The sequence below is a fragment of the Streptomyces sp. NBC_01463 genome (assembly GCA_036227345.1).
GTDB lineage: Bacteria > Actinomycetota > Actinomycetes > Streptomycetales > Streptomycetaceae > Streptomyces.
The window spans coordinates 8506203-8527020 of the sequence record CP109468.1 but is presented as its reverse complement, the minus strand read 5'-3'; the positions used below and the strand labels follow the sequence as shown (position 1 = coordinate 8527020).

18 protein-coding genes are annotated in these 20818 nt (G+C 72.1%); 12 read left to right on the top strand and 6 right to left on the bottom strand.

What is annotated here, in order from left to right; genetic code table 11:
• Positions 1-101: 101 nt before the first annotated feature.
• Positions 102-818 carry a cupin gene (locus OG521_37465; protein WUW26149.1) on the bottom strand — a complete coding sequence of 239 codons (717 nt, stop codon included), beginning with the start codon at positions 816-818 and terminating at the stop codon, positions 102-104.
• Complete coding sequence (locus OG521_37460) at positions 812-1732, bottom strand: PmoA family protein (protein ID WUW26930.1); 921 nt, start codon at positions 1730-1732, stop codon at positions 812-814. The genes OG521_37465 and OG521_37460 overlap by 7 nt, the downstream gene beginning before the upstream one ends.
• A 322-nt stretch (positions 1733-2054) precedes the next feature.
• Here OG521_37460 and OG521_37455 point away from each other — a divergent pair, with 322 nt between their 5' ends.
• From OG521_37455 to OG521_37430, 6 genes are all read left to right on the top strand, one after another.
• Entirely contained in the window at positions 2055-3068 is a 1014-nt protein-coding gene (locus OG521_37455) for a LacI family transcriptional regulator (GenBank protein WUW26929.1), read from the top strand.
• Positions 3065-4651, top strand: coding sequence for an FAD-dependent oxidoreductase (locus OG521_37450; protein WUW26148.1), 1587 nt, complete (start codon positions 3065-3067; stop codon positions 4649-4651). Before OG521_37455 ends, OG521_37450 begins: the two co-directional genes overlap by 4 nt.
• 130 nt (positions 4652-4781) lie before the next feature.
• A complete protein-coding gene (locus OG521_37445; protein ID WUW26147.1) occupies positions 4782-6911 on the top strand; it encodes a hydantoinase/oxoprolinase family protein in 2130 nt (709 codons plus the stop codon).
• The gene (locus OG521_37440) at positions 6908-7501 is read left to right on the top strand and encodes a hypothetical protein (protein WUW26146.1); all 594 of its coding nucleotides are present in this window, start codon (positions 6908-6910) and stop codon (positions 7499-7501) included. Before OG521_37445 ends, OG521_37440 begins: the two co-directional genes overlap by 4 nt.
• Positions 7502-7505: 4 nt before the next feature.
• Positions 7506-8783, top strand: coding sequence for a transporter (locus tag OG521_37435; protein ID WUW26145.1), 1278 nt, complete (start codon positions 7506-7508; stop codon positions 8781-8783).
• Positions 8784-8838: 55 nt separating this feature from the next.
• Positions 8839-9834, top strand: a complete 996-nt coding sequence (locus OG521_37430; GenBank protein ID WUW26144.1) for a hypothetical protein — start codon at positions 8839-8841, stop codon at positions 9832-9834.
• A gap of 46 nt (positions 9835-9880) precedes the next feature.
• On the opposite strand, the gene OG521_37425 is transcribed toward OG521_37430, so the two are convergent.
• The gene (locus tag OG521_37425; GenBank protein ID WUW26143.1) at positions 9881-11059 is read right to left on the bottom strand and encodes a beta-lactamase family protein; all 1179 of its coding nucleotides are present in this window, start codon (positions 11057-11059) and stop codon (positions 9881-9883) included.
• 219 nt (positions 11060-11278) lie between these two features.
• On the opposite strand from OG521_37425, the gene OG521_37420 reads away from it, so the two are divergent.
• Positions 11279-12484, top strand: a complete 1206-nt coding sequence (locus OG521_37420; GenBank protein WUW26928.1) for an MFS transporter — start codon at positions 11279-11281, stop codon at positions 12482-12484.
• 81 nt (positions 12485-12565) lie between these two features.
• Here OG521_37420 and OG521_37415 read toward each other — a convergent pair whose 3' ends face one another.
• The gene (locus OG521_37415; protein ID WUW26142.1) at positions 12566-13300 is read right to left on the bottom strand and encodes a lipase; all 735 of its coding nucleotides are present in this window, start codon (positions 13298-13300) and stop codon (positions 12566-12568) included.
• 190 nt (positions 13301-13490) lie between these two features.
• Here OG521_37415 and OG521_37410 point away from each other — a divergent pair, with 190 nt between their 5' ends.
• Positions 13491-14381 (top strand): LLM class F420-dependent oxidoreductase, encoded by an 891-nt coding sequence (locus OG521_37410; GenBank protein ID WUW26141.1) that lies wholly within the window; start codon positions 13491-13493, stop codon positions 14379-14381.
• A gap of 108 nt (positions 14382-14489) precedes the next feature.
• Here OG521_37410 and OG521_37405 read toward each other — a convergent pair whose 3' ends face one another.
• Positions 14490-15488: a GNAT family N-acetyltransferase gene (locus OG521_37405; GenBank protein ID WUW26140.1), complete on the bottom strand. Its 999-nt coding sequence runs from the start codon at positions 15486-15488 to the stop codon at positions 14490-14492.
• 97 nt (positions 15489-15585) lie between these two features.
• Here OG521_37405 and thpR point away from each other — a divergent pair, with 97 nt between their 5' ends.
• From thpR to OG521_37385, 4 genes are all read left to right on the top strand, one after another.
• A complete protein-coding gene (gene thpR, locus OG521_37400; protein ID WUW26139.1) occupies positions 15586-16227 on the top strand; it encodes an RNA 2',3'-cyclic phosphodiesterase in 642 nt (213 codons plus the stop codon).
• Positions 16228-16431: 204 nt separating this feature from the next.
• Complete coding sequence (locus OG521_37395; GenBank protein ID WUW26138.1) at positions 16432-17598, top strand: alanine--tRNA ligase-related protein; 1167 nt, start codon at positions 16432-16434, stop codon at positions 17596-17598.
• Positions 17599-17682: 84 nt separating this feature from the next.
• A complete protein-coding gene (locus OG521_37390) occupies positions 17683-18597 on the top strand; it encodes an alpha/beta hydrolase (protein ID WUW26137.1) in 915 nt (304 codons plus the stop codon).
• A gap of 39 nt (positions 18598-18636) precedes the next feature.
• Positions 18637-19374 (top strand): MerR family transcriptional regulator, encoded by a 738-nt coding sequence (locus OG521_37385; GenBank protein WUW26136.1) that lies wholly within the window; start codon positions 18637-18639, stop codon positions 19372-19374.
• Between the two features lie 69 nt (positions 19375-19443).
• Here the strand turns inward: OG521_37385 and OG521_37380 are convergent, their stop codons facing one another.
• The gene (locus OG521_37380; protein ID WUW26135.1) at positions 19444-20670 is read right to left on the bottom strand and encodes a sensor histidine kinase; all 1227 of its coding nucleotides are present in this window, start codon (positions 20668-20670) and stop codon (positions 19444-19446) included.
• Between the last annotated feature and the right edge of the window lie 148 nt (positions 20671-20818).

Here is a 20818-nt window from a genome sequence, read left to right as displayed (position 1 = left end):
GGGACCGCGACACCCACGCACCCGGACACGCCCCCGCCGGCAGCACCAGCTGCCGGCGGCAGGCGCGCCCGGTGGCCGGCGCCGGTTCGGCTCGCGGCGGCTCAGGCCCCCGGGAGCCGGTAGGTGTCCAGCCGCCCGCACATGCCGTACCTGCCGGCCTCCGCGGGGACCGCGGTGTGCACGGAGGCGTCCGCCAGGTGTCCGGCATCGCCCTCCGCGAGCCGGCCGAGCTGTTCCCCGGTGACCCGGGCCGCCTCGGCGGCCCCTCGTTCCCAGCGCTGCCGCCAGTCGGCGACCCGGGGCCGCACCAGCGCCGCGGCTGCCTCGTGGAACGCGAGCAGCGGGCCGTTGTCGCCGGCCTCCGAAGCGCGACGCAGCACCTCGAACCCTTCGAGCGCCAGGTCCCGGCGGCGGCGCGCGGCCCGCGCGGGGTCATCCGCCGGGAGCGCAACGGCCTGCGCGTAGCGGGCGGGGTCCGTCAGATACGGCGGCGGCAGTGTGAGGACGGCGTCACCGGCCTCCGGGAGCCCGTTGTTCTGCATGAGCACGGTGATCCGGAGCCCGCCGTCCTCGTTGACCAGCCGGTGGATCGTGCCGGGGGTGAACCAGACCAGGGACCCGGGAGCGAGCGGGGTCACGGTGAACCCGTCGGCGGTCAGGGTGTGGACCGCCCCGCGCCCGGCCTGGACCACGTACCCCTCGGAGCAGGTGAGGTGCAGGTGCGGGGTGCCTCCGTGCAGACCGTCGGCCGCCTCCCAGTCGTAGACGCCCAGATGGGAGACGCCCACGGCTCCGGGCAGTCCGGCGAAGGTCACCACGGGTGGTCCGCCAGGTACTTGACGATGTCCGCGCGCCCGAGCCGCCCGTCGGCCACGACGACCCGGTAGCGCCGGGTGAGGGTGTCGCCCGGGGGCAGCACCAGTTCGTCGTAGAACGCCCAGGAGGGGGCTACCGCGGCGAAGGGGTCGTTGCGGACGAACCAGTGGGCGGGGTGGCCGTCGCCCTCGCCGGTGTGGTCGTTCTCGGGTGCGTGCGCGAAGACGAGGGTGGCGTGTCCGTCGACGCCGTCGAGCTCGCCCGTGAAGCCGAGCCACGGCGACTGGGTGCCCATGGCGTCGGGTCCCTCGGCCCCGGCGGTCAGGATGTTCCCGCCGCGGAAGGCGCGCGGCCCGCGCCAGAAGAGGCCGGTGTAGCCGGCCATCTCGCGGCCCGCGGTCGTGGGACTGCCGAACCGCAGTTCCTCGTCACGGAGGTTGGTGATCGCGGTGGACACGGTGAGGTGCCAGCTGCCGGACGCCGGGTCCGTGACGGCCGCCTCGATCCTGCGCCTCTCGCCGGCCCACGGGTCGCCGTCGTGGTTGCGCCAGGTGAGCCGCTCCGCGATCACGGCCTGGCCGTCCTCGGCGCGCACGTCGTCGAAGCCGTCGTGGGTCATGGAGCCCACCCGGCCGGGGAGTGCGCGGTAGCCCTCGCCGTGGACGTAGCTGTTGCCGCCCCAGAGGTTCTGGCCGGAGAGGTGGGACGCGGTGATCTGCAGGCCCTTGTGCCAGCGGTGGTCGTTGGGGCGGTAGTCGGTGACGACCGCGCCCGACAGCGTGGCGAGCGGATGCAGGTAGGGCTTGGGGGCCTCGAAGGGTGCCTCGGGCGCGTAGACGTAGGAGAGCAGGCGGGTTCCGTCCTGCGACACGTCGATGCGCTCGCCGTGGACGTGTGTGAGCTTCGTACGGAACAGAGTGAACACCCCACGGTACGAGTCGGTTCAGTGAGCGCTTTCCGGGAGGAAGCCTACACAGAAAGCGCTTCCCCTCCGGGTCCGGCCGCCCTGGCGCACCGGTCAAGTGCGGCGGCCCCTCGCACGGTTCGCACCGGAATCCTTGTCGAAACCCTTGACGCGTCCGGCGGGCAGCCGCAAAGTACTCCACTAATGCGCATCAGTAATGCGTATTAGTTCAACGGAGGCATGGGTGGAACACGAGAACAGGCGGACCGGGCGCGGGCGTTCGGCGTCGCCGCGCAGCCGGACCGCACGGCCGCGGCAGGCGGAGGTCGCACGGCTGGCCGGGGTCTCCCAGGCCACGGTCTCCCTGGTCCTGGCCAACAAGCAGAACGGCGTGGTGATCTCCGACGAGACCCGTCAGAAGGTCCTCGACGCCGCTCAGGAGCTGGGCTACGTCCCCGACCCGGCCGCACGCAGTCTGGCCGCCGCGCACAACAACCTCCTCGGTGTCTTCAGCTTCACCTCGACCTTCCCGACGGATGTGCGGCACTCGTACTACCCGTTCCTGGTCGGCGTCGAGCAGGAGGCCGCGGCGCGCGGCTTCGACCTGGTGCTGTTCACCGGGTCCAGCAGCGGGGGCGCGGGGGCGCAGGCGCCGGAGGCGCTCGGCCGGGTGCGGCTGGCCGACGGCTGCCTCTTCCTCGGCCGCCACATCCCCACGGACCAGCTCCGCCGGTTCGTGGACGAGGGGTTCCCCGTGGTCCACCTCGGCCGCAGGGACGAACTCGAAGGCCTGTCCTGGGTGGGTGCCGACTACGTGAGCGCCACCCGCGAGGTCGTCGCCCATCTGGCGGCCGCGGGCCACCGGCGCCTGATGCTCGTCCGCGAGAACGACGAGGCCCCCGCATCGACCGACCGTGAGCGCGGCTTCCGCGAAGGGCTCGCGGAGGCCGGGATCGAGGGCGAGGTGTTCCGCTCGGCCGACCCCGCGGAGCAGCTCACCGCACAACGGCTGCGCGGGTGGCTCGACGACGGCGTCACCGCGCTCGTCGCGGAGGAGACCGACACCGGCAACGCCTGGCGTGCGCTGCTCGCCGCGGTGCGCGCGGCCGGGCTCCGTACCCCGGCCGACGTGTCCCTCGCGCTGCTCGGCAGTCCGCCCGCGGATCTCGCCTCCGATGCCGTACCCACCGGATTCGACATCCCCCGCAAGGAGTTGGGTGCGGCGGCGGTACGCCTGCTGGCCTCTCTCGTCGCGGGGGATCCCGTCCCCGAGCCCCTGGTGGCCTGCACCTTCCGGCCCGGTGCCACGTCCGGGCCCGTCCACAGCACCTCGCAAGGAGTTTCGTGATACCCGAACCCGACATCCTCATCGTGGGCGGCGGACTGGGCGGCGTCGCCGCCGCTCTCGCCGCCTGCCGGGCCGGCCGCACGGTCGTGCTGACCGAGGAGACCGACTGGATCGGCGGTCAGCTCACCGCACAGGCCGTACCTCCCGACGAACACCCGTGGGTCGAGCAGTTCGGCACCACCGCGTCCTACCGGGCCCTGCGCGAGGGCATCCGTACGTACTACCGCCAGTGGTACCCGATGCGCTCGGAGGCCGCCGCGCTGACCGACCTCAACCCGGGGGCGGGCCGTGTCAGCAAGCTGTGCGCGGAGCCGCGTGCCGCGCTGACCGTCCTGGAGGGCATGATCGCGCCCTACCGGTCGGCCGGACTGCTGACCCTGCTCACGGAGATCCGCCCGGTCTCGGCCCGGACCGAGGGCGACTTCGTGCGCTCGGTCACCTTCGACGACGGCTCCACCGTCGGGGCGCGCTACATCATCGACGCCACCGAGACCGGTGAACTCCTCGAACTGGCCCAAGTGGAGAACGCGCTGGGCGCCGAGGCCCGTGCGGAGTTCGACGAGCCGCACGCGCCCGAGGTGGCCGACGCCGCCAACCAGCAGGGCATCACCGTGTGTTTCGCGCTCTCGCACCACGAGGGCGAGGACCACACCATCGAGCGGCCCGCCGACTACGACTTCTGGCGCGCCTACCGGCCGGACTTCTGGCCCGGCCCGCTGCTGGGTTTCCAGGCTCCCGACCCGCGCTCGCTGGAGTCCGTCCCGCGCACCCTGGTCCCCAACCCGGAGCTCGACCCGCTCGACGTCTCCGCCGACCAGAGCACGGACGCGGGCGACAAGGAGCTGTGGGGGTTCCGGCGCATCCTCGCCCGCAGGATGCACCGGGACGGCGCCTTCGACTCCGACATCACGCTCGTCAACTGGCCGCTGAACGACTACTGGCTGAAGCCGTACATCGGGGAGACCCAGGCCGAAGCACTGGACGAGGCACGGCAGTTGTCGCTCTCGCTGCTGTACTGGCTCCAGACGGAGGCCCCCCGCGAGGACGGCGGGAAGGGGTTCCCGGGGCTCCGGATCCGTCCGGACGTGACCGGCACCGCCGACGGTCTCGCCAAGTCCGCGTACGTGCGCGAGTCCCGCCGCATCAAGGCCGTCACGACGATCACCGAGCACGACGTGGCCATCGACATCGTCGGTCCGCGGGGCGGCACCCGCTACCGCGACTCGGTCGGGGTCGGCGGCTACCGCATCGACCTGCACCCGTCCACCGGAGGTGACAACTACATCGACATCGGCTCGGTGCCGTTCGAGATCCCGCTCGGCGCGCTCGTCCCGCGGCGCGTCCGCAACCTTCTCCCGGCGTCCAAGAACATCGGCACCACCCACATCACCAACGGCTGCTACCGGCTGCATCCGGTGGAGTGGAACATCGGCGAGGTCGCCGGCGCGCTGGCCGCGCACTGCCTCACCGAGGGTGTCGAACCGCACCGGGTCCAGGCCGAGGACAAGCGGTTCGCACGGTTCGCCACCCTGCTCGACCGCGCGGGAGTCCAGCGCCACTGGCCCGACGTCCGGGGTTACTGACCCGGTTCCGCACCCCTGTCCCCGTACTCCCCGGCTCCCGCCGGGGAGCGGAACGCCGGGGGGACAGCTCCACCTGTCCCCCCGGCCCGCCCACGCAGCACAGCCCACACGCACAAGGAAGTGCCCAGCCATGACCACGCACCGCATCCGCGTCGGCATCGACGTGGGCGGAACCTTTACCGACGCCGTGGCCGTAGACGCCACGACGCTCGCGCTCCTGGGGCAAGTGAAGGTTCCCACCAGCCACCACCACGAGGACGGAGTCGCCCACGGCATCGTCGAGGCGCTCGGCCGACTGCTCGAACAGACCGGCTGCGCGCCCGATGACGTGGCGTTCCTCGCCCACGGCACCACACAGGCTACCAATGCCCTGCTGGAGGGCGACGTCGCCACCGTCGGCCTGCTGGGGATCGGCAACACCCCCGGCGCGGTCTTCACCCGCCGGCTCGCCTCACTGGCCAAGCTCGAACTGGCCCCCGGCAAGCGGCTTCCGCTCGTCTACGCCCATGTCGCCGACCCGGACGACACTCCTGCCGTGGAGCGAGCCGTCGCCGAGGTCGTCGGGCGGGGCGCCGAAGTGCTGGTCGCCAGCGAGCCCTTCGGCGTCGACCTCCCCGACGGTGAGCGCTCCGTGCTCGAATCGGCCCGGCCGCACGGACTTCCGATGGCGGCGGCGCACGAGATCACCTCGCTCTACGGACTGCACAAGCGCACGCGAACCGCCGTGGTGAACGCGGCGATCCTGCCGCGGATGCTCGCCACCGCGGACCTCGTGGACGCCTCCATCACCAAGGCGGGCGTCACGGCGCCCCTGATGGTGATGCGCTGCGACGGGGGTGTGATGTCCCTGGACGAGATGCGCCGCAGACCGCTGCTGACGGTCCTTTCAGGGCCGGCGGCGGGCGTCGCCGGTGCGCTGATGCAGGAACGCATCAGCGAGGGGGTCTTCCTGGAGACCGGCGGGACGTCCACCGACATCAGTGTCGTGCGGCGGGGCAAGGTCGCGGTGCGGCACGCGACGATCCTCGGCAAGGGCTCGTACCTCTCGGCCCTCGACGTCCGCACCGTGGGCGTCGGAGGCGGGTCGATGGTCCGTGTCGGTGACGGCAGGGTCGTCGGCGTCGGTCCGCGCAGCGCTCACATCGCGGGGCTGCCGTACGCCTGCTTCGCGTCCCTGGAGGATCTGCGCGACGCCGAGGTCGCCACCGTCCGTCCGATGGACGGCGACCCCGACGACCATGTGGTCATCGACGCGGCGGGCGGCCGGTTCGCGCTCACCATGACCTGCGCGGCCAACGCCCTCGGCCGGGTCGGCGAGGGCGACTTCGCCCGGTGCGACCAGGAGGTGGCCCGGGCCGCTCTGGAGCCGCTCGCCCGGCACCTCGGTGTCGACGTGGCCGCCGCGGCCACCCAGGTCCTCGACGCCGGCTGCGCGCAGGTGCGCAAGACGGTCGACGCGATGATCAGGGACTACCGGCTCGACGAGGACGCGGTCGTCCTCGTCGGCGGCGGAGGCGGCGCGGCGGCCGTCACCCCGCACCTCGCCGCGCTGACCGGGATGGAGGGACGCACCGCCCGCCACGCCGAGGTGATCAGTCCCATCGGTGTGGCGCTCGCCCTGGTCCGGGAGCAGATCGAGCGGATCATCCCGGGGGCCGGCCAGGAGCAGATCCTCGCCGTCCGGGCCGAGGCCGAGCAGGCCGTGATCGCCCAGGGAGCTTCCCCGGAGGGCGTCGAGGTCGAGGTCACCGTCGACCCGCAGACCTCCACGGTCCGCGCCGTCGCCACCGGCGCCACCGAACTGCGCACGCAGGACCGGGCGCACCGGGCCGACGGCGACGAACGGCTGCGGGCCGCCGCCGCGAGCCTCAAGGCGGATCCGTCGGCCGTGCGCGTCCTGGCGGGCACCCCCGCCCACACCGTGTACGGCACCGAGGTCCGGCGGCGTTTCCGCGGTGTGCGCCGGCCGGTCCGGGTCGTCGACGCCGACGGCGTGGTGCGTCTGCACGCGCCCGACGCCCGGGTGGAGACCACGACCGTGGCCGCCGCGCCGGAGTTCCTGGCCCGCCTGGTCGCCGAGTCCACGTCGTACGGCGACGGGGGCGTGCGCGCCCCTGCTCTGCGGCTGCTGCTCGGCGCCCGGATCGTCGATCTCTCCGGTGTCCTGGATCCGCAGCCGCTGCTCGCGCTCGCCGCCGGGGAGCTCCGCCCGCGTGCGGCCGACGAGCCGGTGGTCGCGGTCCTGGAGACACGCTCGTGACGGCCGCGCTCCCGACGGCGGCCGGCCCGGCCGCCCGGCTCGCCGCCGTCGACGACATCGCGTACGGCGCGGAGCTGCTGGCCTCGACGCCGACGCACGAGGGCCGCGATCCGGAGCTCCTGCGCCGGTGGGCCCGTGCGGCAACGGAGTTCGGTTCGGCGATGGCCCCGGTGGAGTGCCGGGCCCGGGTCGTGGAGAGCTCCGGCGGCCTCGCCCTCGGGCTGCTGGCCCGCTACCACTCGCGGCCCGTGCCCACCGTGGAACTGTTCACCGACACGATCGCCCTCGCCGAGGAGACGATCGACGCGTACGGCTGGCGGCACTGGTACCCGGCCGGTTCGGTCAGGGCCGCGGCGCTCGCCCACGAGGCCGTGCACGAGCGGCTCCACCACGGCCCCGCCAAGCGCGAGTTGAAACAGCTCCTCGGCCACACCGTGCTGCGCCTGGGCCGCCACCGCGTCCACGGCCATGTGGCCGGCGCCGACGAGGTCGCGGCGCACGCCTACGCCCGTACCGCCTGCGGTCTCGGCCGCAGCCCCCTGCTTCTGACCGCCGCCCTCGTGGCCGCGTCCTCCGGAAAAGAGAACTGACGCCATGGGTGTCGTCATCCTGCTCATCATGGCCGTCGGCGTCGTCGCGATGCTGACCCGCAAGATCCCCACCGCGTTCGCCCTGGTCCTGCTGGCCGTCGCCATCGCGTTCGCCGCCAAGGCGCCGCTTACCGGCGAGAACAGCGTCATGGACGGGGTCATCCAGAACGGGGCGCCGCTGCTGGCCTCGACGATGATCGCCATCATCCTCGGCTCCTGGCTCGGCAAGCTCCTGGACGAGACCGGCATCGCCGGCACCCTCGTCCGCAAGATCGTCGAGTTCGGCGGCGACCGCCCGGTCGTGGTGGCGCTCGGCATACTCGCGGTGTCGACCCTGGTCGGCACCGTCACCGGTTCCGCCCCGGCGGCGATGCTCGCGGGCATCATCGGGATCCCCGCGATGATCGCGGTCGGCATCCCGAAGGTGACGGCGGCCGGCACGATCCTGATGGGGATCGCGGCCGGAATGCCGTTCGAGCTGCCGATCTGGCAGTTCTTCTCCACGGCGCTGGAACTCCCCGTGGACACCGTCCGCGGCTTCATGCTGAAGCTGTTCCCGTTCGCGCTCGCCGCCGCGGTCCTGTTCGTCCTCGTCGAGTCCCGCCGCCGCGGCGTCGAGCACGCCTGGGCGCTGAAGTCGGCGCCCGCCCGCCCCTCGCAGCGGGAGCGCCGGGGCGACGCCCCCTGGTACGCGCTGCTCACACCGGTGATTCCGCTCGTCCTGGCCCTGGGCTTCGAACTCGCCATCATCCCCTCGCTGCTGGCGGGCATCCTGTTCGCCCTGTTCACCACCACCCGCCCGGGTGAGTACGGCAAGCGCCTGCTGCGGACCCTGTACAGCGGCTTCGAGGTGGCGGCCCCACCGATCACGCTCTTCGTCGCGATCGGCATGCTGCTCGCCGCGGTGAAGCTCCCCGGTGCCGTCTCCGCCCTCGAACCCCTGGTGAAGGCGGTCAGCCCGGACAACCCCGTGCTGTTCGTCGCCGTGTTCACCGTTCTCGTCCCACTGTGCCTCTACCGGGGCCCGCTGAACGTGTACGGGCTCGGGGCCGGCATCGCGGGGGTCCTCATCGCCGCCGGCATCTACCCCGCCGTCGCCGTGCTCGGGCTCGCCACCTCGTACAACCAGGTCTTCGGCGTCGCCGATCCGACCAGCACCCAGACCGTGTGGAGCGCGCAGTACGCGGGGGTCTCCCCGCAGCAGGTGATGGTCCGCACGCTGCCGTACGTCTGGGCGGTCGCGCTGGCCGGGCTGTGTGTCACCGCCGCCACCTACCTCTGAGCGCGTCGCACGCCCGTCCCCCCACTCGCCCCTCCGAGCTCACCTGGAGCCATCGATGTCTCCTCTCGACCGTCGCCACTTCCTGCGCGGCAGCGCCGCCGCCCTCACCGTCGGCGCCGCCGGCGGCCTGAGCGCCGGCCCCGCCGCGGCAGCCGTCCCGGCCGGGTTTCCCGCGTACAAGTACGTCCGTACGCTGCTCACCCCGTCGCAGCTCTCCTACAACCCCACCGGAGAGATCATCTTCCCGTGCATCCGGGGCGTCGCCGGGCGCATCGCCTCGCCGCTGGGCCGCTACTACCTCTACTACGCGCCGCACGACGCCCCCGGCGGCATCTGCCTCTCCTACGGCGACTCGCTCGAAGGGCCGTTCACGGAGTACCCGGGCAACCCCATCGTGCGCAACGACTGGTCGCCGCACTACAAGGTCAGTCATGTCTCGTCCCCGCACGTGATGTGGAACGAGGACGCCAAGGAGCTGTGGATGTACTTCCACGGCGAGAACACCACGACCCGCCTGGCCCGTTCCAAGGACGGCATCAACTTCACCTACGACAAGGGCGTCCTCAGCACGGCGATGCTGCCCGCCGGCACCACCGAGACGTCGTACGCCCGGGTCTTCCGGCACGACCTGCCCGCGCGCGGGGCGCGGTACGTGATGGTCTTCATGCTCAACAACACGACCAACCACCGGGACATCGGCTGGGGCTGGTCGGCCGACGGCCGCACCTGGACGTTCTCCCAGACACCGCTGGTCCGCCACGACGAGGTGGGCGCGCTCAACATCGGGGGCCCGCACCTGCTCTACCGCAACGGCAGCACGTACGTCGTCTACAACTCGAACAAGGAGAACGGCGGGAACCTCCTGCTCACCGAGGTCGGCAACGACTTCAGCCTCCGCAAGCACCTCGGGATCTTCTACGACTCCGGGTCCGCGGCGCCGGAGAACGGCCGCGCGGCGGCTCCCTCGTTCGGCACCGACGGCGGTGTCCCGTACATGATCTACGAGGCCGGCGAGCGGCTCGCCGGATCGATCGCGATGGCCCGCGGCTGATCCTCCACGCGGTCGCCGGACGGCCCGTCCGGCGACCGCGTCCTGGTTACGGCCTGCGCAGCAGCGCGCAGACGAAGTTCTCCTCCACGGTCCGCAGCCGCTCCAGCAGTTCCGGCTTGTTGGTCTTGTTGACCTGGGTGGTGAGCGAGAAGGTCAGGGACCGCTTGCCGTCCGGGGTGGCGGCGATCAGCTGGGTGTAGCCGGGGAAGTTGCCCGTGTGGCCGTACACGACGCCGCACCGGGTGTCGTACCGGAAGAGCGCGAGCCCGGCCTTGTTCGTGCCGGGGCCCGCGGGTTCGGACGCGCCGTTCACCCACTTCAGCTGCTGCCGGCGGGTCCGGTCGGAGATCAGCTTTCCGCCGGCGTAGCCGCGGACGAAGGCCGTCATGTCCTTCGGGGTCGAGACGATGCCGCCCGACGCCCACACGCCCGACGCGCTGATCGCCTCGCTGACGTCCTCGGGCGGGTTCGGCGGGGTGACGTCGTAGCCGTGCATGTACGGCTCCGGCAGCCGGTAGCCCTGGGGCAGGCTGGTGCGGCGCAGGTCGAGGGGCCGGTACACGAGCCGGGCGAGCAGGTCCTCGTAGCGGCGGCCCGTCACGGCCTCCGCCATCAGGGCCACGGCGATGTTGTCGGAGTTGGAGTAGGCGTACCGGGATCCCGGGCGGAAGACCGGCGGCTCGTCGGCGACGAAGTCCAGCAGCCGGCGGGAGTCGAAGTGGCGGCGCGGGTTCGCGGTCAGCAGTTCGAGGAACTCTTCGTTGCTGCTGAAGTCCGGCAGTCCGCTGGTGTGGTTCAGGAGCTGTCGCAGGGTGATCCGGTGCCAGGCGCGGGGCAGCCGGGGCAGCACCTTGCCGATGGTGTCGTTCAGCCGCAGCTTGCCCCGGTCGACGAGCTGGAGGGAGACCGCGCCGCTGTACGCCTTGGCCGTGCTGGCGATGCGCATGTGGTCGGTGGTCCGGATCGGACGGCTGGTGCCGGTCTCGGCGACGCCGGCCCGGTAGATCTCCGTCCGGGAGCCGCGCTTGAGCACGGCGATCACTCCGGGCGGCCCGCCGGGCTCGGTGGTGAGTTGCTGCAATTGCCTCTGAAGGGCGCGGTCGTGTCCGTGGTCGGCCGGAACGACGGCGGCCTGCGCGGGTGCGTACAACAGCCCGGCCGTGCAGGCGGCGGCCAGCAGGGCGACCAGGGGCAGGCGGACCTGCGGGGAGCGGGGAAGCGGCACGGAAGGTCTCCTGAGACGTGAGCGCGGTGGGGAGATCCAGCTTCGCCCTCCCGTGCGGACCCTGCGCGGGGGCTGTGCTCCATCCAGCCGACGCCGTGCACACTCCCGGCGCACCGCCCCTGTCCGTACCGGCCCGTCACACCTGATACCGGCTCACCCGGCCACGTCTCGCGCCGAGCACGGGCCGCGCGGGTGGCCGATCGTAGGGTGACGTGGGTGATCGTTCGAGAGCGTGCCGTCAACGCAGGAAGTGGCCGGCGGTCCGGCTACCTGGCCGCGGCCGTGGTGTTCGCCATCGGGATGGCCGGAACCACGCTGCCCACTCCCCTGTACGGGCTCTACCAGCGGCAGATCGGCTTCTCCGAGCTGATGGTGACCGTCGTCTTCGCCGTCTACGCCCTGGCGGTGATCACCGTGCTGGTGGTGGCCGGCAACTACTCCGACAAGGTCGGCCGCAGACCGGTGCTCCTGTGCGCCATGGCGCTGTCGGCGGCGAGTGCGGGGTGTTTCCTGCTGGAGAGCGGGCTGCCGCTGCTCTTCATGGGACGGCTGCTGTCGGGTGGCGCGGCCGGGCTGCTGAGCGGCGCGGCGACGGCGGCGGTGCTGGAGCTCGCCGGCCCCGGGCAGAAGGCGCGGGCCGGGTTCGCCGCCACGGCCGCGAACATGGGCGGGCTGGGCTGCGGGCCGCTGTTGTCGGGTTTCCTGGCCGAGTACACACCGTGGCCGCTCACGCTGCCGTTCTGGGTCCATCTGGGCCTCGTCGCCGTGGCGTGCGGGATCACCTGGCGGCTGCCCGAGACCGTGACGCGGCCTCAGCGGTGGCCGCGTCCGACCCCGCAGGGTGTCGCGGTTCCGGCCGCCATGAAGGGTGTGTTCGTCCGCGCCTCACTGGCGGCGTTCGCCGGCTTCGCGCTGCTCGGCCTGTTCACGGCGGTCGCGCCGAGCTTCGCCGCGCAGACGCTGGGCGTGCACAACCTGGCGGTCACCGGGGCCGTCGTCTTCTCCGTGTTCCTGGCCTCGACGCTCGGCCAGTCCCTGACCCGGCGCGTCGGCACGCGCCTCGCGCTGCCGCTCGGGTGCGGCACGCTCGTCATCGGCCTGCTGCTCGTGGCCTCGTCCCTGATCGCCGAATCCCTGCCGCTGCTCGTGCTCGGCGCCCTGTTCGGCGGAACCGGCCAGGGGCTGTCCTTCCGCGCGGCACTCACCCTGGTCAGCGACGCGGCACCGGCCACGCATCGGGGCGGCACCATCTCCGCGTTCTTCATCGTCGCGTACACGGGGATCTCCGTGCCGGTCGTCGGGGTCGGTGCCCTCGCCACCTGGCTCGGCCTGCGTGAGGCGGGGCTGATCTTCACGGGCTGCGTGATGGTGCTGGCCGCGGGCGCGGGAACGTACGCCGCGCTCCGGCCGCCCGGGCAGACGTAGCCGCCATCGGCACAACCACACGGCCCGTCCCCGGCGTTTCGGGTGCCGGGGACGGGCCGTGTCCGGGTCGCGTGCGGTGGGTCAGGAGGCGACGAAGCGCGCGATCTGTCCCAGCACGACCGTGTCCGTCAGGTACCCGATGTGGGTCTGGCAGAGCACGTTGTTGTTGGTGGCACCGCTCAGCCGGGTGCTGGTGTACGGCAGGATGATGCCGTCGCAGGCCGAGTACCAGGTGGCGTACTTGGTGTCGCCCGGTGTCTCGTCACCCGAGGTGATCTGCGAGATGAACGAGGATCCCGGGTACATCTGCTGGCACGTCGTGTAGATCAGACAGGCGCCGGCATACGTGGTCCCGTGGTTGGCGCCCGCGATCGAGGCGAGGTGGCTGACGCTGGTGTTGCCGCCCAGCACCTTCAGGTAGTACTGGCTGACCAGGCCGCCCATCGAGTGGTTGACGATCGCGACCTTGCTCGCGCCGGTCCGGGCCTTCACGTTGTTGACGAAGGTGGCCAGGCCCTGGGCGTTGGTGATGTTGTTGCCGTAGGAGTTGTACTCGTACGCGAAGAGGTTGGAGCTCGACCAGCCGTTGAGCTGGAAGACGCTCCTGGCGGTGACCCAGTTGGACGCGTTGCCCGTGTACCCGTGGACGAACACCACGGGGGTGCTGGTCGACAGGGGCTGCACGGCCGCGGACCGCGCGGCCGGGGTGGCCGTGGGCGCCGCCGCGCCGGCTGTCGGCGCCGAGGAGAACAGGGTGAACGCGACCGTGACGGCCGCGAGAACGCCGAGAAGCCGGCGGGGTGAACGACGACGCATGGAGCACTCCTGACGGGGCGTGGGGATGCGGATGCCTGCCCGGACAAGAGTCGGGGTGCGGACGGCGGCCGCCATCGGTGAAATCACCGGCCTCGGCGGAAGACAGCGGACATCCGACCCCGGAGGGGGCCGTCCGTGGGAAGCACGGGAGCCACGGGAATAGGCTGCGCGCCCCGCTGTTGATCACACCATGACTTCTGAGACGCGCGAGGCATTCGGACAGGTCGGCATCTGGAGCGGGGCCCTGCACGGGTCGCGGACGGACGACGCGGGGAGGGCGGCAATCGCGGAGGCGCTCTCCGAGCTCGATGACCTGGGTTACGGCACGGTGTGGATCGGGGGCAGCCCCTCGCCCGACGACGCGGCCGCCGTCGTCTCCGCCACCCGTTCGGTGACCGTGGCCACCGGCATCCTGAGCATCTGGGACCACCCCGCGCAGGACGTGGCGGCACGGATCGCGGCGATCGAGGCCGACGCCCGCGGGCGCTTCGTGCTCGGCCTGGGCGTCAGCCACGGCCCGATGGTGCCGCAGTACGCGAAGCCGTACAGCGCGATGGTGGCCTATCTCGACGCACTCGACAGTGCGACCCCGCCCGTGGAGCCCGGGCGCCGGGTGCTTGCTGCTCTCGGCCCGAAGATGCTCAAGCTGGCGACCGCCAGGGCGGCGGGCGCCCACCCCTACCTCGTGACCACCGAACACACGGCGGAAGCCCGCGAGGCACTCGGCCCCGACGCCCTGCTCGCCCCGGAACTGACCGTCGTACTGGACACCGACCTCGACCGGGCCCGCACTACCGCGCGGACCATGCTGAGCATGTACCTCCAGCTGCCCAACTACACCGACAACCTGCTGCGTCTGGGATTCACCGAGAGCGACTTCGCGGACGGCGGCAGCGTCCGCCTCCTCGACGCGCTGTTCGCGCTGGGCGACACCGAGCGGGTGCGGGCCCGGACGCAGGAGTACTTCGACGCCGGCGCCGACCATGTCGCACTCCAGGTGCTCACGGCCGACGAGGGCGGCTCCGGTCTGCCGCGGGCCGAGTGGCGTCAGCTGGCGGAGGCCTTCGGCGACGCGCTGTAGCGGGCCCTTGCGCCGGCCGGGCAGCGACGCCACCGCCCGGCCGGCTGCCGACGGATTCCGGGCCCCGTCGGACAGGTCGGACGGGATGGGGCGGACGGACCGGATGCATCAGGAGCGCATCGGCCTGCGATAGCGGACGTACTCGTTCCGGCGCCGGAACCCCACGCTCTCGTAGAGATCGTAGGAACGGTTCGGATTGGCCGTTCCCGTGAACAGACGCGCTGACCGCGCCCCGTGCTCGCGGAGACATCGCAACCCGTCCAGCAGCAGCGCCCGCCCCAGGCCCAGCCGCCTCGCGTCCGCGCGCACGCTGAGTTCTTCGACCTCGCCGACCGTGGGGTCGTGGCGGCGGAGGGTGCACAGGGCGACGCCGACGATCCCGTCCCCGTCCCGGGCGGCTCGCCAGCACGTCGGGGCGGCCGTGTCGACAAAGCGCTCGAACGTCCATTTCTGGGTGAAGGCGGCATCGGCGTAGGAGTCGACGACCGTCTTCCAGACCGCGTGGTAGCTGCTCGGTTCGACGGGCACGATGGTGATACCGGCCGGCCGTGCGCCGTCGTGTCCTGAAAGCTCGTGAAGATCGGTCAGTTCCAGCTCCACCAGGCTGAAGACGCGCCGGTACCCGGTCGCGAGCAGCAGCTCCGTCGCGTCGGCATCAGCGAGTGCGGCGTTCGCGCCGAACACGGCGGTCCGCGCGGTTCCGTGCTCCGCCACGAGCCGGCGGATCCGGTTCTCCGCCCAGGCGACCAGTTCCGAGCCGATGCCCCGGTCGCGGTGCTCGGGCAGGAGGTGGCCCCGGTGCAGGTACAGCCAGGTCCCGTCCCGCTCCTGCCACCACCTGACCGTCGCGTAGCCGACGACCCTGCCGTGGTGCTCCACGAGTACCTGATTCCCGGACGCGTTCTCCAGCCCGGCCGAGGTCTCGGCGATCTCCGCCGCCGTCGGAACCCCCTCCACGACGGAGTGGGGGTCGGCCCCGTCCCGCTCCGCACACCCCCGCCGCACGGCGGCCATCGCTTCGTGGTCCCCGTCGCCGCTCCAGGGCCGGAGGACGTACCCCGCAGGCCGTCCCGACGTCATGGCGCCGCTCCCGCTGTTCGCACCCATCGCGTGTCCTCCCCCGTGCCGACCGGGACAACCCTAGGGCGTGACGACGGGCCTCGGCCCGAGGAAGCGATCGCGGCGATTACTGCTCGGCCCGCGCATGCGGTACGAAGACCGGGTGAACGAACAGACTCCGCCCGCGACCGTACGCGTGTTCATCGCCCTCGCACCGCCCGACCGGGCGAAGGACGAACTCGCCCGGGAGCTGCGCCCCGCCTATCGCACGCACCCCGACATGCGGTGGAACCGCATCGAGGACTGGCACATCACGCTGGCGTTCCTCGGCGAGCTGCCGGTCGGGACCGTTCCGCTGCTGTGCCCGCCGCTCGCCGGCCTCGCGGCGGCCGCCGGGCCACCGCTCCTGGCGCTGCGCGGCAGCGGAACGTTCGACGAGCGGGTGCTGTGGAGCGGGATCGACGGCGACCTGGACGGGCTGCACGGGCTCGCCGCGGACGTGCGTACGGCGGTGAGAGGGTGCGGCGTCGCGTTCGAGGAGCGGCCCCTGCGCCCGCACCTGACGCTCGCCCGTGCGCGCCGGGGCGACCGGTCGTCGGCGGGGGAGATCGCCGAGGGGCTCGCCGCGTTCTCCGGTCAGCCGTGGCCGGCCGGCCGTCTGCACCTGGTCGGCAGCAACGCCGGACGCAGCAGTGGGCCGATCCACTACCGCGACATCATGGCCTGGCCCCTCGGCGGCGAGGACCGCACCCGAAATCAGGTGCGTCCGCAGGCCGGGCCGCGTTAGTGTCGTCGGTATGAACGTCAACGGCCCCGGCACCACCGCGACCGCGCGAGCGACCAGCTCGCCGGTTGCCGCCGTCTGACTTCCCTCCCCCCGGCGACCGGAAACGGTCCGCCGGCAGTGTCGTGGAGCCCCTGGCCCCGGCCGGGCAGCTGAGCGGTCCCGTTCTCCGGCGCCTCCCCCGCTGCCCCGCGAAGGAGCCGTCCCATGGACACGGAACAGTTGGTCAGCACGTTCGTCGAGTACTTCGAGGAGCGTGGCCATCGCCGGATCACCGGTTCCACCCTGCTGCCACCACCCGGCGACCCCGTGCTGTTCACCACCTCCGGCATGCACCCGCTGACGCCGTACCTGGAGGGCCGCCCCCATCCCCTGGGCAAGCGCCTGGTCAACGTGCAGCGATGTCTGCGCACCACGGACCTGGACGAGGTCGGCGACGCCACGCATCTGACCGTCTTCGAGATGCTCGGCACCTGGTCGCTCGGCGACTACGAGGGACCGGTGAGTCTCGACTGGGGATACGGGCTGCTCACCGAGGGCCTGGGGGTCGATCCGGGGCTGCTGCACGCCACCGTGTACGCCGGCGACGACCGGACCGGGCCGGACACCGCCTCCCTGGAGCTGTGGCAGGGCCTCGGTGTCCCGACGGAACTCACCGTGGAGGACAACTGGTGGTCCAACGGCCCCGTCGGCCCCTGCGGCCCGGACTCGGAGATCTTCCTGTGGAGCGGTGACGGCCCGCCCCGGTCGACGCCCACCCGGGACGACCGCTGGGTGGAGGTCTGGAACCACGTGACGATGAGCCACCGCAGGCTCGACGACGGTTCTCTGGTGCCGCTCCCGCAGCGCAACGTCGACACCGGGCTCGGCCTGGAGCGGCTGGCCTCGCTGCTTCAGGGCAGGTCGTCCGTGTTCGACGGCGATATCTTCGATCCCTGGCGACGGCTCGTCCCGCCCCTGTGGCAGCTGGACGAACCGTCGCTGCGTCTGGTCTGCGACCATCTGCGCTCGGCCGTCGTCATCCTCGGTGACGGCGTGCGTCCGGCCAACACCGGGCGGGGCTACGTCCTGCGCCGTCTGATGCGCCGGCTGCTCACCGTGCTGTGGCGGGACGATCCGACCCGTGATGTCGGTGACCTGCCCGGGGAACTGGTGCGGCACACCCTGGACCACTTCCGGCAGGATCTGCCGCCGGACCGGGTACGTCAGGTGCTGGTCGAGGAGCAGCACCGGTTCGGCCGGCTCCTGGAGCGCGGCCGGCACGTGCTCGCCCGGCCCCGGTTCCGGGGCCCGCTGACCGAGGACGACCTCCATTACCTCCACGACACGCATGGACTGCCCCGTGACCTGATCACCAGCCTGCGTGACGAATGACGACGGTGCCGGTGGGGTGAGGACGAGGGGCGACCGAGGCCGGGGGTTGACCTTGACCCTGCGTCAGGGTTGGAGCCTTGCCGCATGACGAACCACATCACGTCCTCCGTCCGGCCCGCCCCGCCGGTGGGAGGCTTCCAGCAGATCGGGGACCGACGGCTCTTCGTCCACCGCGCGGGCAGCGGTGGACCGGCCGTCGTGTTCCTGCCGGGTGCCAGTGCCGTCGGCCTGGACTATCTCGGTGTCCAGCAAGGTGTTTCGCGGTTCACCACCGCTGTGGTGTACGACCGCGGCGGCACGGGTTACAGCGATCCCCTCGCCCTGCCCCGCACGGCCACGGCCGTCGCCACGGAACTGCACGAGCTCCTGGGCTCCCTGGACGTCCCCGCTCCCTACGTCCTCGTGCCGCATTCCCTCGGCGGCTTCTACGCCCATCGGTTCGCACAGCTGTATCCGCAGGAGGTGGCCGGACTGGTCTGGCTGGACGCCTTCAACCGCGACTGGGACAGGTTCCTGCCGCCGGCCATGCACCTCTCGGCGCTCGAACGGGCGGCGCCCGGTCCTGAGCAGCTCGAACAGTCGCGCCCGGCGGTGCGCGACATGCGCGGCGAGTTGCTCGCGGGCTACCCGGCACACGTGCGGGAACCGCTGATCGACGCCCATGAGAGCGACGCGTGGACGCGGGTGGGCATCGCCGAACGCAGCGGACTTGCCGGACTCGCGGCCGAACTGCGCGCCGGGCCGGGCCTTCCCGACGTGCCGGCTGTCGCTCTCACCGTCCTCGGCGTCGGCCCCGCCCAGCGGGCGCAGATGCCGCAGGACACGGTGCGGGAGATGCTGGACGGCAGGACGAGGATGGACGCGGCACTGATGGACTCGGTCTCGTACGGGGAGCAGCGTCTGCTCTCCGACACCCTTCACCACCGGCTGTGCTTCGACCGCCCCGACGCCGTGGTCCGGGCGGTCCGCGACATCTTCGACCGGGTGGCCCGCGTTTAGAATTACATGATCACGTGTCACGACGACCCGAGGAGGACGGTGCTCACGATCAGTCAACTCGCCGCGACCGCGGGGGTGACCGTGCGCACCGTTCGCCACTACCACCAGGTCGGCCTGCTGCCCGAGCCCGAGCGCGATGCTTCCGGCTACCGCCGCTACAGCGCGCAGGCGGCGGTGGATCTCATCCGCATCAGGACCCTCGCCGACGCCGGGGTTCCGCTGGCCAGGATCGACGCCCTGCTGCACGCGGAGCCCGAGGAGTTCGCCTCGGCGATCGACGACATCGACGCCGGGTTGCAGCGCAAGATCGACCGGCTGAGCGAGAACCGGCGCCGGATCGCCGAACTGGCAGGCGGCGAACGTCTTGTGCTGCCTCCCGAGGTCGTCGCCGTCCTGGAGCGGATGCGCGGTCTCGGGGTCGGCGAGCTGAGGATCCGGCTGGAGCGCGACGCGTGGATCCTGATGCGGGCGATGGACCCGCAGGCCGTGGCCCGGCGAGTGCGGGAGAAGAACGCCGAACTCGACGACCCCGAGACGACGCGTCTGTTCCTCGCCTGTGACCGGTCGGCCGACTGGGATCCGTACGATCCGCGTCTGGACCGGCTCATCGACGACCTGGACGCCTGGAAGGTCGCGCACGGGCGGGACGACAGCCGGGGCACGTACCTGAAGCTGGTGTCCTCCCGGATCTCCGAGGCATCGCCCGCGTGGCAGCGGATCATCGGTGCCGTGGCCCACCGGGCCGAGCAGCGCCGGACCGCCCGTCTCGACACCTGACGCCACGCTCCCGTCCACGCCCCGGCAGCACGGAGGGCAGGTGCCGACGCCCGAAGTCCGGCTGCTGTTCTACGCGTCGTGGGGAGGCGTGAGCGGGATCGCGGCGGAGAGCACGGTGCCCTCGCCCGGGGCGGACTCGATGGTCAGGGTGCCGCCGAGTTGCTCGGCCCGGACCCGCATCGCGGGCAGACCGTGGCCTCGTACGCCGCCCGGCCTCTCGACCGGGTCGAATCCCCGCCCGTCGTCGGCGATGTCCAGGACCACCTGGTCGTCGAGGTAGGTCAGGGTCAGGGCGGCGGAACGGGCGCCGGCGTGTTCCCGGATGTTGGCCAGGGCGCCCTGTGCGATCCGCAGCAGCGCGGCCTGCACCCGCTCGGGGAGGTCGGTGACGGCGGCGCCGTCCTGGTGGAAGCGGACGGGGAGGGTGTCCGACGACTCCCGGCCGGCCAGGGCGCGCAGCGCGCCGTCGAGGCTGCCGCCGCCGGCCAGGTCGGCAGGGGCGAGGTCATGGACGAAGCGGCGGGCCTCGGCGAGGTTGTGTTCGGCGATGGAGGCCGCCGTGCGCGCGTGGCGGCGCGCGGTTCCGGGGTCGCTGTCCCAGAGCCGTTCGGCGGCCTGGAGCAGCATCTGCTGACTCGACAGGCCCTGGGCCAGGGTGTCGTGGATCTCCATGGAGAGCCGCTGGCGTTCGGCGAGGGTGCCCTCGCGGCGTTCGGTGGCGGCCAGTTCCCGGCGGGTACGGATCAGGTCGGCGATGACGGCCTGCAGCCGGGCCGCCTGCCGCTGGGCATGGAGGAACACCGCCGTCGCCAGGGCGGCGACCGCCGGCGGGCCGAGCATCAGGTTGGGGTCGAAGCCGAAACGCAGACGCAGTTTGACCTGCGCGACCACGACGAAGACCGTGATCAGTGCGACGAGGACGATCGCGGATCGCGTACGCAGGGAACGCATCGCGGTGTAGAAGAGCGGCACCGCACACATCGCGAAGCTCGGAGCGAGGATCACGAGGGTGAGCCAGACCCCGATCACGCCCGCCAGCCAGAGCCGGGCGTCCCTGATCGCCGTCCCCGGCGCGGGAGCTTCCTTCGGTCCCAGAACGGGGCCGAGTACGTACAGCAGGGACAGCACTACGGCGAGGGCGATCACCCAAGGTGTCGCCGGGGTTCCGGGGTGGACGAGCAGGTACCGGGTGAGCGACGAACACAGGAGGACGAAGAACGCCACGTGCATCACGGTCGCGAGCCACCCGGCATCGGGATCGGCCGACTCCGTGTCGACCGGCGATCGCTCGTTCATCCCCACTGCGCACTCCTCACCGGCGGCCGGCCCCTGGCCTCAGGCTATCCGGAATGATCTCCTCCGATTTGGCGGAGCGCCCGCCTCAGGCACCTGCCGGCAGCGACGGCGACCGCGGGACGGGCGAGAGGCCCGCCCCGCGGTCGCA